Annotated in this window: 11 protein-coding genes; 6 read left to right on the top strand and 5 right to left on the bottom strand. The window is 60.1% G+C overall.

Features of this window, described 5'->3' with window-relative positions; genetic code table 11:
- Positions 1-12: 12 nt before the first annotated feature.
- Positions 13-1,461, bottom strand: a complete 1,449-nt coding sequence (gene eat, locus AB7M29_RS30990) for an ethanolamine permease (protein ID WP_454248659.1) — start codon at positions 1,459-1,461, stop codon at positions 13-15.
- 134 nt (positions 1,462-1,595) lie between these two features.
- Positions 1,596-3,116: an acetaldehyde dehydrogenase ExaC gene (gene exaC / locus AB7M29_RS30985; protein ID WP_052967093.1), complete on the bottom strand. Its 1,521-nt coding sequence runs from the start codon at positions 3,114-3,116 to the stop codon at positions 1,596-1,598.
- 467 nt (positions 3,117-3,583) lie between these two features.
- On the opposite strand from exaC, the gene AB7M29_RS30980 reads away from it, so the two are divergent.
- From AB7M29_RS30980 to AB7M29_RS30965, 4 genes are all read left to right on the top strand, one after another.
- Positions 3,584-5,497 carry a sigma-54-dependent Fis family transcriptional regulator gene (locus tag AB7M29_RS30980; RefSeq protein ID WP_454248658.1) on the top strand — a complete coding sequence of 638 codons (1,914 nt, stop codon included), beginning with the start codon at positions 3,584-3,586 and terminating at the stop codon, positions 5,495-5,497.
- A 168-nt stretch (positions 5,498-5,665) separates the two neighbouring features.
- Positions 5,666-7,015, top strand: a complete 1,350-nt coding sequence (mpl, locus tag AB7M29_RS30975) for a UDP-N-acetylmuramate:L-alanyl-gamma-D-glutamyl-meso-diaminopimelate ligase (protein WP_007894342.1) — start codon at positions 5,666-5,668, stop codon at positions 7,013-7,015.
- Complete coding sequence (ubiX, locus tag AB7M29_RS30970) at positions 7,012-7,644, top strand: flavin prenyltransferase UbiX (RefSeq protein WP_007894343.1); 633 nt, start codon at positions 7,012-7,014, stop codon at positions 7,642-7,644. Before mpl ends, ubiX begins: the two co-directional genes overlap by 4 nt.
- On the top strand, positions 7,637-7,921 hold the full coding sequence (locus AB7M29_RS30965; RefSeq protein WP_008009029.1) for a YceK/YidQ family lipoprotein: 285 nt from the start codon (positions 7,637-7,639) through the stop codon (positions 7,919-7,921). Before ubiX ends, AB7M29_RS30965 begins: the two co-directional genes overlap by 8 nt.
- Positions 7,922-8,048: 127 nt before the next feature.
- Here the strand turns inward: AB7M29_RS30965 and AB7M29_RS30960 are convergent, their stop codons facing one another.
- The 3 genes from AB7M29_RS30960 to AB7M29_RS30950 form a co-directional block, all read right to left on the bottom strand.
- A complete protein-coding gene (locus tag AB7M29_RS30960) occupies positions 8,049-8,690 on the bottom strand; it encodes an oxidoreductase (protein WP_030129552.1) in 642 nt (213 codons plus the stop codon).
- Positions 8,691-8,717: 27 nt separating this feature from the next.
- The gene (locus AB7M29_RS30955; protein ID WP_454248657.1) at positions 8,718-10,433 is read right to left on the bottom strand and encodes a C13 family peptidase; all 1,716 of its coding nucleotides are present in this window, start codon (positions 10,431-10,433) and stop codon (positions 8,718-8,720) included.
- A gap of 113 nt (positions 10,434-10,546) precedes the next feature.
- Positions 10,547-11,002, bottom strand: a complete 456-nt coding sequence (locus tag AB7M29_RS30950; protein ID WP_052967098.1) for a MaoC family dehydratase — start codon at positions 11,000-11,002, stop codon at positions 10,547-10,549.
- 194 nt (positions 11,003-11,196) lie between these two features.
- On the opposite strand from AB7M29_RS30950, the gene AB7M29_RS30945 reads away from it, so the two are divergent.
- Positions 11,197-11,559 (top strand): CidA/LrgA family protein, encoded by a 363-nt coding sequence (locus AB7M29_RS30945; RefSeq protein WP_038981371.1) that lies wholly within the window; start codon positions 11,197-11,199, stop codon positions 11,557-11,559.
- Positions 11,556-12,272, top strand: a complete 717-nt coding sequence (locus tag AB7M29_RS30940; RefSeq protein WP_008009037.1) for an LrgB family protein — start codon at positions 11,556-11,558, stop codon at positions 12,270-12,272. Before AB7M29_RS30945 ends, AB7M29_RS30940 begins: the two co-directional genes overlap by 4 nt.
- Positions 12,273-12,275 lie beyond the last annotated feature (3 nt).

The following is a 12,275-nucleotide window of genomic DNA, read 5'->3' as shown; positions in this document are numbered from 1 at the left end:
GATTTGCGGCCGTTAATGCAAGGCTTCTTCAGCTTTCTGAATGGCCGCGAACTCTTCTTCGGGCGTGCCTGCTACCAAGTGATGCCGACTGTAGAAAGCAAAGTAAGCAATTAACACTCCATAGATGATCGCGGCGCCAATCACCACCCGCGTATCCACCAGAAAACCCGCCACCACGGCGATGCAAGCCAACACCAGTGCCACGCCTGAGGTGAAGATACCGCCGGGCGTGCGGTACGGCCGATCCATTTTGGGGCGACGGATACGCAAGGTGATGTGCGCGGCCATCATCAGCACATAGGAGATGGTCGCGCCGAATACCGCCACCAGAATCAGCAGGTCGCCCTGGCCGGTCAGTGACAGACCAAAGCCGATGATGCCGGGAATGATCAACGCCAGTACCGGCGCCTTGCTCTTGTTGGTTTCGGACAATTTGCGCGGCAGATAGCCGGCACGGGACAAGGCAAAGATCTGCCGCGAATAGGCATAGATGATCGAGAAGAAACTGGCGATCAGCCCGGCCAGGCCCACAAGGTTGACGAAACTGCCCATCCAGGTCGAGCCGCCATAGGCTTTGGTCAGCGCTTCGACCAACGGGTTACCGGAGGTCAGCAGCGCGTTTGAGCCGGCACCGCCAGGGCCGATGACCAGAATCAGCAAGGCAAAACTCACCAGCACCAGCATGGCGCCGATCAGCCCGCGCGGCAGATCGCGTTTCGGGTTTTTGGTTTCTTCTGCCGCCAGTGGCACACCTTCGACGGCCAGGAAGAACCAGATTGCGTAAGGAATGGCTGCCCAGACACCGACATAGCCGAAGGGCAGGAAACTGCTGGCGCCCTTGGCCTCGGTCACCGGGATGTCCAGCAAATTGGCGACGTTGAAGTGCGGCACCATCGCGATCAGAAATACTGCCAATGCCAAGGCTGCGACGGCGGTGATGACGAACATCAGCTTCAGGGCTTCGCCGACACCGAAAATGTGAATGGCGATAAAGATGATGTAGAACGCCAGGTAAATCATCCAGCCGCCAATGCCGAACAGCGACTCGCAATACGCCCCGATAAACACCGCGATCGCCGCTGGGGCGATCGCGTACTCGATCAGGATCGCGGTTCCGGTAAGGAACCCGCCCCACGGCCCGAATGCACTACGGGCAAATCCGTAGCCACCGCCGGCGGTCGGGATCATGGAAGACAATTCGGCCAGGGAGAAGCACATGCACAAGTACATGGTGGCCATCAGCAACGTGGCGAGAAACATGCCGCCCCATCCGCCTTGGGCCAAACCGAAGTTCCACCCGGCGTAATCACCTGAGATGACATAGGCCACACCCAAGCCCACCAGCAGGACCCAGCCCGCTGCACCTTTTTTCAGTTCACGTTGTTGGAAATAATCGGAGCCGACTTTTTCGAAGTCGACCGAGGAGATTGCCGGCTGCGCGCTGGCTTGATCGCTAGGCATAGGGGTTCACCTGTTCTTATTGTTTTTTAGTCGGCGTTTTTGCCGGGGTGGCGCTAGACATTTTTGCTGAATGTTCAACCGCTTCGCGAGCAAGCCCGTTCCCTCAGGGGAAGTGGCTTGCTCGCGACAGGCGTTTAGAAGAAGCCCAACGGATTGATGTCGTAGCTCACCAGCAGGTTTTTGGTCTGCTGATAGTGGTCGAGCATCATTTTGTGGGTTTCACGGCCGACGCCGGACTTTTTGTAACCACCGAACGCGGCGTGCGCCGGGTACAGGTGGTAGCAGTTGGTCCATACGCGACCGGCCTTGATGGCGCGGCCCATGCGATAGGCGCGGTTGATGTCGCGGGTCCAGAGGCCGGCGCCCAGGCCGAACTCGGTGTCGTTGGCGATGGCCAGGGCTTCGGCTTCGTCCTTGAAGGTGGTAATGCTCACCACCGGGCCAAAGATTTCTTCCTGGAACACGCGCATTTTGTTGGTGCCCTTGAGCAGGGTCGGCTGGATGTAATACCCGGTCGCCAGGCTGCCCTCGAGTTTCTCTACCTTGCCGCCGGTCAACAGCTCGGCGCCTTCGCCCTTGGCGATTTCCAGGTACGAAAGGATTTTGTCGAATTGCTGCTCGGACGCCTGGGCGCCGACCATGGTGTCGGTGTCCAGCGGGTCGCCACGCTTGATTTGCAGGACTTTGTTCATGACCACTTTCATGAACTCGTCGTAGATCGACTCTTGCACCAAGGCGCGGGACGGGCAGGTGCAGACTTCGCCCTGGTTGAAGAACGCCAGCACCAGGCCTTCGGCGGCTTTCTCGATGAAGGTCGGTTCGGCTTGCATGATGTCTTCGAAGAAGATGTTCGGCGACTTGCCACCCAGCTCCACGGTGGACGGAATGATGTTTTCAGCGGCGCATTTCATGATGTGCGAGCCGACCGGGGTCGAGCCGGTGAAGGCGATCTTGGCGATGCGCTTGCTGGTGGCCAGGGCTTCCCCGGCTTCTTTGCCGAAGCCTTGCACCACGTTGAGCACGCCGGGTGGCAGCAGGTCGCCAATCAGTTCCATCAGCACGGTGATGCCCAGCGGGGTTTGCTCGGCAGGTTTGAGGACCACGCAGTTACCGGCGGCCAGGGCCGGGGCAAGTTTCCAGGCGGCCATCAGAATCGGGAAGTTCCACGGAATGATCTGCCCGACCACGCCCAGCGGTTCATGGATGTGATAGGCCACGGTGTTGCCGTCGATCTCGGCGGCGCTGCCTTCCTGGGCGCGGATGCAGCCGGCGAAGTAGCGGAAATGGTCGGCGGCCAGCGGGATGTCGGCGTTGAGGGTTTCGCGAACGGCTTTACCGTTGTCCCAGGATTCGGTGATCGCCAGCACTTCCAGGTTCTGTTCGATGCGATCGGCGATTTTCAGCAGGACCAGCGAGCGTGCCTGGGCGGACGTGGCGCCCCAGGCATCGGCGGCGGCATGGGCAGCGTCCAGGGCCTTTTCGATGTCTTCGGCTGTGGAACGCGGGAATTCGGCAATAGGTTGGCCGTTGACCGGCGATGTATTGGTGAAGTACTGACCTTTGACAGGCGCGACGAACTCGCCGCCGATGTAGTTACCGTATTTGCTCTTGAACGAAACGATAGCGCCTTCAGTACCGGGGTGAGCGTAACGCATGATGGGTTTCTCCTTGGCTTTTGTGCTTATAAGGGAGGACGCGCTAAAGCGCTGCATTAAGCGTAGAGCAAAGGTCGGGCCAGCGCCTTGCAGGTCAGGTAAATCAAGGCCTTGCGTGTTTTTTGTCGGACGGATGGGCAGCGTTTGTGACGCTTGCGGTACAGCCCCTGTGACACTTTGTACCGTTTATGGCGCAGGCTGTGACTGGCGGGTCTTGCCAGCATTGCAATGCGTCGATGGCTGGAGGATGCTGGGCCTCAAATTGCCACACAGGTAATCCTCTGTGGTGAGGGAGCTTGTGTGGCGAGGGAGCTTGCTCCCGCTGGGCTGCGAAGCAGCCCCAAAATGTCTGCCGGTCATGATTTTTGGCGAGCGCTTCGCACTCGAGCGGGAGCAAGCTCCCTCGCCACAAGGTGTGTGCCAGCCTCTTAATGGGGCAGCACAGCTATCGGGGAGAATAATAAGAAATGCACGACAACCATTTGAGTCGCCATGCCCAGCAAGTGTTGACCGTGACCCAGGGTAAATCCCACCTTCACGGTCCCGGCAGCGATCCGTCCATTGCCCGTTCCTGGCTGCGTTGTCTTGAGGACTATCACCTCGACCCGGCCCTGACCATGGCGCCGACGGTGCTGGAACATGGCCGCGTGCTGGAAAGCCGCGAACGCTTGCAGCAAGTGCTGCAGATCGCCGGCAACGAAATGACCAGCCTCCACCAGCAACTTTCCGGCGCCGGCCACGCGGTGCTGCTGACCGATGCCCGCGGGGTGATCCTCAACTGCGTCACCGCGCCCGCCGAACGGAAGATTTTCGAGCGCGCCGGCCTTTGGCTGGGCGCCGACTGGAGCGAAGCCTGCGAAGGCACCAATGGCATCGGCACCTGCCTGGTGGAGCGCCAGTCCCTGACCATCCATCAGGACGAACATTTTCGGGGGCGTCATACCGGCCTGACTTGCTCGGCGAGCCCGGTGTTCGATCCTCATGGCGAGCTGCTGGCGGTACTCGACGTGTCTTCGGCGCGTCATGAGGTTTCGCGTCAGAGCCAGTTCCACACCATGGCCCTGGTCAATCTGTCGGCGAAGATGATCGAGAGCTGCTATTTCCTGCGTTACTTCGATAATCAATGGTTGCTGCGTTTTCACTTGCAGGCTGAATCCGTCGGGCTGTTCAGTGAAGGGTTGCTGGCGTTCGACGGGGAAGGGCGGATCAGTGCGGTGAACCAGAGTGCGCTGAATTTGCTGGGGCATATTCGTGGCGGGCTGTTGGGTAAACCGGTGGAGGCGTTTTTCGACTGCTCGCTGGATGAATTGCTCGGCCGCGCGAGCCCTAGTGCCAGCGCCAGTTGGCCGCTGCGCACCCGTGACGGGCGGCGGCTGTTTGCCGTGTTGCGCGGGCAGCCGCGCAGTATTCCGGTGCCGGTGGTGCAAAGCCCGATGGTTGCCGAGCGTCCGCGCTTGTCAGGCATTTGCCTGGGCGATGCTGCGTTGCAGGAGGATTTCCGCAAGGCCTTGCGCGTGTTTGAACGGGACGTGCCGTTGCTGATCAACGGCGAAACCGGCTCAGGTAAGGAGGCCTTCGCCAAAGCTGTGCATCAGGCCAGTCAACGGGCAGCAAAATCTTTCGTTGCACTCAATTGCGCGGCGATTCCCGAAAGCCTGATCGAAAGCGAGCTGTTCGGCTATCGCGGCGGTAGCTTCACCGGTGCCCGCAAGGAAGGCATGCGTGGCAAGTTACAGCAGGCGGATGGCGGGACGTTGTTCCTTGATGAAATCGGTGACATGCCGCTGAGCATGCAGACCCGTCTATTAAGGGTGCTGGAAGACCGTCAGGTGGTGCCGATTGGCGGTGAGCCGGAATCGGTCAATGTGCGGATCATTAGCGCCACTCACCGCAATCTGCTTGAAAGGGTGCAGGACGGCAGTTTCCGCGAGGATTTGTATTACCGGCTCAATGGGCTGGAGGTTGCATTGCCGGCGCTGCGTGAGCGCGCTGACAGATCACAGTTGCTCGACTTTTTGCTGGCCGAAGAGGCGGGCGCAGAGACGGTATTGATCGACGGGCCGGCGCGGCAGGCCTTGCTGGATTTTACCTGGCCGGGGAATGTGCGGCAGTTGCGCAATGTGCTGCGAACCCTGGCGGCGCTATGTGACGACGGCCGGATCGGGCTGGAGGATTTGCCGGCGATGATTCGCCAGGCCCGGCCGGTGCCGGCGTCGGCGGTTGAAGAGCCGTCCGAGTATCCGCTGGACGATGCCGAGCGGCTGGCGTTGCTGACGGTGCTGGAGCAGCAGCGCTGGCACATGACGCACACGGCCGAACAGCTGGGCGTCAGCCGCAATACCCTCTACAGAAAGCTGCGCAAACACGGTATCGCCCGGTAAACCGAGTCGCGACCATTCGCGAGCAAGCCCGCTCCCACATTGGATTTGTGAACGACACAGATCTAATGTGGGAGCGGGCTTGCTCGCGAAGGCGTCCTCAAGTCAGAAACAAAGGTGCGATTTTCCCCTCCCTACGCTAACCTGCGGCCATGTTTTACGAGGTCGACTATGCACATTCATATTCTTGGTATTTGCGGCACTTTCATGGGTTCGATGGCGGTTTTGGCCAAAGAGCTGGGCCATCACGTGACGGGCTCCGATGCCAACGTCTATCCGCCAATGAGCACTCAACTGCAAGCCCAGGGCATTGAGTTGACCCAAGGTTACGACCCGGCGCAGCTCGATCCGGCCCCGGACCTGGTGGTGATCGGCAATGCGATGTCGCGCGGCAACCCGGCCGTCGAATATGTGCTGAACAAAGGCCTGCCGTACGTCTCCGGCCCGCAATGGCTGGCGGATCACGTATTGCAAGGCCGTTGGGTGCTGGCGGTTGCCGGCACTCACGGCAAAACCACCACCAGCAGCATGCTCGCTTGGGTTCTGGAGCACGCCGGCATGAGCCCGGGTTTCCTGATCGGCGGCGTGCCGCAGAATTTCTCGGTGTCGGCGCGTCTGGGCGGCACGCCGTTCTTCGTGATCGAAGCCGACGAATACGACAGCGCGTTCTTCGACAAGCGCTCCAAGTTTGTTCACTACCGTCCCCGCACGGCGATTCTGAACAATCTTGAGTTCGATCACGCCGACATCTTCCCCGATTTGCCGGCGATCGAGCGTCAATTCCACCATTTGGTGCGGACCATCCCGAGCGAAGGCCTGGTGATCCATCCGACCACCGAACCGGCATTGCTGCGCGTCATCGAAATGGGCTGCTGGACCCCGGTGCAAACCACCGGTGCCGGCGGTCAGTGGCAAGTCAAACTGCTCAGTGAAGACGGCTCGAAATTCGAAGTGATGTTCGAAGGCGCCGTTCAAGGCGTGGTCGAGTGGGACATGACCGGTCAGCACAACGTCGCCAACGCCTTGGCCACCTTGGCCGCTGCGCGTCACGTCGGCGTAGTACCGTCGATGGGCATTGCGGCACTGAGCGCGTTCAAAAGCGTGAAGCGGCGGATGGAAAAAGTCGCGGAAGTGCGCGGTATCACCATTTACGATGATTTCGCTCACCATCCGACCGCTATCGCCACCACCCTCGACGGTCTGCGCAAACGCATTGGCGACGCGCCGTTGATCGCGATCATCGAGCCGCGCTCCAACTCCATGAAGCTCGGCGCTCACCGCGATGGCTTGCCGGAAAGTGTGGTCGATGCCGATCAGGTGATCTGGTATTCGCCAGCCAACCTCGGTTGGGATCTGGGTGCCACAGCAGCGTTGTGCACCGTGCCGTCGATTGTCAGCGACTCGCTGGAAGGCATCATCGAGCGCGTGAAGAGCCAGGCCCAGCCAGGCACTCACGTGGTGATCATGAGCAACGGCGGCTTCGGCGGCCTGCATGGCAAACTGGCTGAGGCGCTGCAATGAACAACGGCCCGGAACGCATCACGCTGGCGATGACAGGCGCTTCGGGCGCCCAGTACGGCTTGCGCCTGCTCGACTGCCTGGTGCGTGAAGACCGCGAGGTGCACTTCCTGATTTCCAAGGCTGCGCAACTGGTGATGGCTACCGAGACTGATGTCTCTCTGCCGTCGAAACCGCAGATGATGCAAGCCTTCCTCACTGAATACACCGGCGCCGCCGCCGGGCAGATTCGGGTGTATGGCAAGGAAGACTGGATGTCGCCGGTGGCTTCGGGCTCTGGCTCGCCAGCGGCGATGGTGGTGGTGCCGTGTTCCACCGGGACCTTGTCGGCTATCGCGACCGGGGCCTGCAACAACTTGATCGAACGGGCTGCCGATGTGACGTTAAAGGAGCGCCGGCAGCTGATTCTGGTGCCGCGCGAGGCGCCGTATTCGAGCATTCATCTGGAGAACATGCTCAAGCTGTCGAACATGGGCGTGACGATTTTGCCGGCATCGCCGGGCTTCTATCACCAGCCGCAGACCATCGATGACTTGATCGACTTCGTCGTGGCGCGAATTCTCAACTGTTTAAACATCCCGCAAGACATGCTGCCGCGTTGGGGCGAACACCATTTGAGCAGCGATGAATAAGCTGCTGATTATCCTGCTGGCTTTGCAATTGGCGGGCTGCGCCACGGCGCGCACGCTCGATGCCGCCAAGCCTGGAGCGCCGGTGGTGTATTCGGGGACGCGTCTGGATTTGTATGCGATGAATGGCGGGTGCTGCGCTATGGACCGATTCGGCGCAGAAGCGCCGAGCTATCCGGGTGTTGACCTGCCGGCCAGTGCGTTGCTCGACACGTTGCTGTTGCCGCTGTCGTTGTTGACGGTGATTGGCGTAAGTTTTCAAGCGACCGGTGGGTTGTAGCGTTCGGCTGTGAATCGGTGTTGCGCCCTTCGCGAGCAAGCCCGCTCCCACATTTGATCTGTGTCGTTCACAAATCCAATGTGGGAGCGGGCTTGCTCGCGAAGGCGTCCGTTTGGGCGCCGCAGAATCATTTGCCCAACTTGCGCAACTCATCCGACTCGACAATCCGCACGCCATCCTGCTCTTCCAGCGCCAGGCGCCACATGGCACGGGCCAGTTGGCAGGCTTCGATGCCGTGGTACTTGCCCGGAATCAATCGCGACAACGGACCGGCGACTTTCTCGCCCAGTCGTGGCTCGACGCGATCGCCCAGCAACAGCGAAGGCCGGCAAATGGTCAGCTGCGGCCAATTCTGCGCGCGCAATGCGTGTTCCATCTCGCCTTTAACCCGGTTGTAGAAAATCGAGGATCGCCGATCGGCACCCAGAGCGCTGATCACGATCAAGTGCCGTGCGCCCATTTCCCGCGCACGTTTGGCGAAGGCCACCACCATGTCCAGGTCTACCGCGCGAAACGCTTGCTCGGAGCCTGCCTGTTTGATCGTGGTGCCGAGGCAGCAGTAGGCAATGTCGACGCGACCGTTCAATTGCGGCAAAAACACCGCCGGGTCGCCGACCGGGTTTTCCAAGTGAGGATGCTCTGCCAGTGGCCGGCGTGAGGGGGCCAATACTCGTGTAATCGTTGGCTCGTTGAGTAGACGGTCAAGCAAATGTTCACCGGTTAACCCGGTAGCTCCGGCAAGCAATACATGCTGAGGCGTCAAGTACATAGTAATTCCCCCTTGATACTATTCAGCTTAGTTGCTCTTTTCATCCTTGCTGATAGAGACACTTTGCAGTGCCTTTCGTGCCTGTTGTTTGCGCAACAGTTGCCAGTGGCTGAGAACGGTTTTCGGTGCCCAGATCTGTGGCTCGGAAGCTTCGAAGCTGTCGGCCAGTTCACGCTCGGCCACGGTGGCGCTGGCCAGTTTGAAGGCTTGCTCCAGATCGTCGGTCTGGTTCAGCGCCTGGGCGAACAGCGCGTCGCCGAAATACGTGAAGTTGGCTTCTTCCGAACACCCAAAGGACACTCGATCGGCGCGCGAGGCGGTCATGATCAGGGTGCGTTCATCCTTGAGGGCGGGGATGAAACCACCGGAATAGCAGGACGAAATCACGATGATTTTGTCACGCTTCTTCAGGGGCGCGAGGACGGCGGCGAGTTCGTCGGCCGGCAAATCGGCCAGTTCCATGCGCGGCTGGTCGAGCACCAGTTCGTGTTCACTGGAGCCATGGCTGGTCAGGTAAATGAACAGCAAGTCTTCCGGACCGCTGCGTTCGGCCAGGGTCTGGGCGGCGCGGCGCAGGTTTTCCCGGGTGGCCATCGGCCGGTCGCCGAGGTGATCGCGATGGTTGACCAGGCGGATCTGGCCGAAGGCGCCGAAACGGCTGGCGAGCATGTTGGCGACGTAGTCGGACTCGCGCAGGAACACGCTCTGCTTGCCATCGCCGCCCAGGGTCAAGGTGTACAGTTCGACCGCCGGGGTCGAGGCCGGCACGTTGGCCAGTGCATCGTCGAGCAAGCGCCCTTGGGCCAGCAAGCCGAGTTCAAGAGGGTCGGGCAGCAGCTTGCCGTCGGCGTCGCGCACGCGCTGACTATTGACCCAGGTGCCGCTCTGCACCGTGCCATCGGTCAGCACCAAAGTACCTTTGCCCTGATAGTTGTCGCCATCGAACTGGCCGATATAGAAGCTGCCATCGGCCAGGTTCAAGCGGCCCTGACCGGTGAAACGCCAGTCGCTGAACTGACCGATATAGTGACTGCCGTCGGCGCCGATCAACTCGCCCTTGCCGCTGAGCACGCCTTCCTTGAAGTGACCCAGCCAGACATCGCCATCGGCGTTTTCGTAGCGGCCCTTGCCATGCAGTTGATTGTTCTTGAAACCGCCGACATAGATATCGCCATCGGCGCTGTTGAAGGTGCCATTGCCTTCCAGCTGGCCATTGGCGAAATGCCCGGTGAACTGATTGCCGCTGGCATCGCTGCGCTGGCCTTCGCCGTTGGGTTTGCCGTGGGCAAATTGACCCTGGTATTGACTGCCGTCTGCGAGTTCCAGACGACCGAGCCCTGAATATTGATCGGCCTTGAATTCGCCGCGGTAGGTCATGGCGTTTTCTTTGAGGGTGCCTTCACCATCGCGTCTACCCGCCTTGAAACCGCCGGTATAGCTGCTGCCAGTGGTGGTCAGGGAGCCTTGGCCGTCGAATAGCCCTTGCTGGAATTGTCCGCGATAGACCTCGCCGTTGCTGCCATGCCATTCGCCTTGGCCATGCCATTGGCCTTTGTCGAACTGGCCGGCGTACCAGCTGCCGTTCGGGTAATCGATGCGGCCTTCACCTTGCAGCAAGCCATTGACCAGATCACCGCGATAGCGTCCGCCGTCCGGCAGGCGGGCGTCGGGGGGCAACAGCGATTCGCCATCGCCGCAAGCGGTGAGCAACAGGGTCAGAGCAAGGAGTGCAAGTGGGCGCATAGCGGGATCCGGGCAATTAGACGACCGAGTATGCCGCAGCTATGTGTCGCATTTATAGGGACACGGCAGAGACACGGCGCGAAACAGCGTGGCTGCTTCGCATCCGGGATGCTTTACACGAAGCAGAGGGACAGTGGCTCGGCGATATACGCCGGTTTGTCCGACCCTTCGATTTCAAGCGTGGCGGTGGCTTTGAGCAACCATTGGCCGGGTTTCTTCTCGATGACCTCGTTCATGTCGACCTTGAGTCGCACCCTGGAATTGACCTTCACAGGCTGGATGAAACGCACGCTGTCCAGACCGTAGTTGACCACCATCTTCGCGCCTTCGGGCAGGATGAGGATGTCTTCCATCAGTTTGGGGATCAGTGACAACGACAGGAAACCATGGGCAATGGTGCTGCCAAAAGGTGTTTGCGCAGCTTTGACTGGATCGACATGGATGAACTGATAATCGCCTGTGGCTTCTGCGAACAGGTTGATACGTTCCTGGTCGATGGTGAGCCACTGGGAACGTCCGAGTTCCTTGCCGACATAATCTTTGAGCTCCGCAACTGGAACATAGGGCATTGAGACTCTCCTTGGGTTCATCGGTTTTTAGTTTTTCGAGCGGGGGGATGACCTCCCTTGCGAACCACTTTAGATCAACATGACAAATTGTTCCGGTCAACTATCCATGCTTTTGGCGAATGCCGATTCATAGCGTTGGCGTGCTTATAATGTCGGGCCCCTTCTTTGTGGGGAGAGCGCGTGGGAGATGATGGATGTTGTTACGTGGCCTGACCTGGCTGGTGCTTTTTCAATTGCTCGGCACCGCCCTCAATCATCTGTTTTTGCCGGTACTGCCGGGGCCGATCATTGGCCTGCTGTTGCTGCTGGGGTATCTGATTATTCGCGGGCAAGTCGGCGAGCCCCTGAACCTCGCCGCCAGCAGCTTGCTGCGTTACCTGCCGTTGCTGCTGGTGCCGCCGGCGGTGGGGGTGATGGTTTACGCCGCCGACATTGCCGCGGATTTCTGGGCGATCACCGGTGCGCTGGTGCTGTCGCTGCTGTTGTCGATGGCCTTCGCCGGCGTGTTGATGCAGCGCATGGTCAAGCCTCACGCTCATCGCGAGGACGGCCAATGATTTTCGATTGGCACGGCGCCTGGGCGTCGGTAATTCATCATCCATTGTTCGGTATTGGTATTACGCTGGGGGCGTATCAGTTGGTGCTGGCAGCGTTCGAGAAAACCCGCTGGGTTTTTCTGCAGCCGGTACTGGTTTCCATGTTGCTGGTCATCGCTGTGCTGGTCGGTTGCGGCCTGAGTTACGCCGAGTACCGCAAGAGCACCGAGATCCTCAGTATCTTGCTCGGGCCGGCCACTGTTGCGCTGGCGGTACCGCTGTACCTCAACCTGCGGCGGATCCGGCAGTTGTTCTGGCCGATATTTACTACGCTGGTGATAGGTGGTGTGGTCGCCACGGGCATGGGTGTGCTGCTGGGCTGGTGGTTCGGCGCCGAACACATGATCCTGATGACCATGGCACCCAAATCGGTGACTTCGCCGATTGCCATGCTGGTGGCGGAGCAGATCGGTGGTGTCGCGGCATTGGCGGCGGTGTTCGTATTGATTACCGGGGTGATCGGGGCGATCTTCGGGCCGAGTCTTTTGACCCGTCTCGGTGTCCACAGCCCAGAGGCCCGCGGCATGGCTCTGGGCATGACCGCTCATGCGGTCGGCACTTCGGTGGCCTTGCAGGAAAGTGAAGAGTGCGGTGCCTTCGCGGCACTGGCGATGAGTCTGATGGGCGTGGCCACGGCGGTGTTCCTGCCGTTGGCGGTGTCGATGGTGGTGTAAGGA

This window comes from Pseudomonas sp. F-14 TE3623 (assembly GCF_053629015.1).
This window is presented reverse-complemented; position numbering and strand designations above follow the sequence as displayed.

What these genes read in the sequence shown, in the direction of transcription:
- eat (WP_454248659.1), bottom strand. Translation starts at nt 1,461, where the DNA reads ATGCCTAGCGATCAAGCCAGCGCGCAGCCGGCAATCTCCTCGGTCGAC.
- exaC (WP_052967093.1), bottom strand. Translation starts at nt 3,116, where the DNA reads ATGCGTTACGCTCACCCCGGTACTGAAGGCGCTATCGTTTCGTTCAAG.
- AB7M29_RS30980 (WP_454248658.1), top strand. Translation starts at nt 3,584, where the DNA reads ATGCACGACAACCATTTGAGTCGCCATGCCCAGCAAGTGTTGACCGTG.
- mpl (WP_007894342.1), top strand. Translation starts at nt 5,666, where the DNA reads ATGCACATTCATATTCTTGGTATTTGCGGCACTTTCATGGGTTCGATG.
- ubiX (WP_007894343.1), top strand. Translation starts at nt 7,012, where the DNA reads ATGAACAACGGCCCGGAACGCATCACGCTGGCGATGACAGGCGCTTCG.
- AB7M29_RS30965 (WP_008009029.1), top strand. Translation starts at nt 7,637, where the DNA reads ATGAATAAGCTGCTGATTATCCTGCTGGCTTTGCAATTGGCGGGCTGC.
- AB7M29_RS30960 (WP_030129552.1), bottom strand. Translation starts at nt 8,690, where the DNA reads ATGTACTTGACGCCTCAGCATGTATTGCTTGCCGGAGCTACCGGGTTA.
- AB7M29_RS30955 (WP_454248657.1), bottom strand. Translation starts at nt 10,433, where the DNA reads ATGCGCCCACTTGCACTCCTTGCTCTGACCCTGTTGCTCACCGCTTGC.
- AB7M29_RS30950 (WP_052967098.1), bottom strand. Translation starts at nt 11,002, where the DNA reads ATGCCCTATGTTCCAGTTGCGGAGCTCAAAGATTATGTCGGCAAGGAA.
- AB7M29_RS30945 (WP_038981371.1), top strand. Translation starts at nt 11,197, where the DNA reads ATGTTGTTACGTGGCCTGACCTGGCTGGTGCTTTTTCAATTGCTCGGC.
- AB7M29_RS30940 (WP_008009037.1), top strand. Translation starts at nt 11,556, where the DNA reads ATGATTTTCGATTGGCACGGCGCCTGGGCGTCGGTAATTCATCATCCA.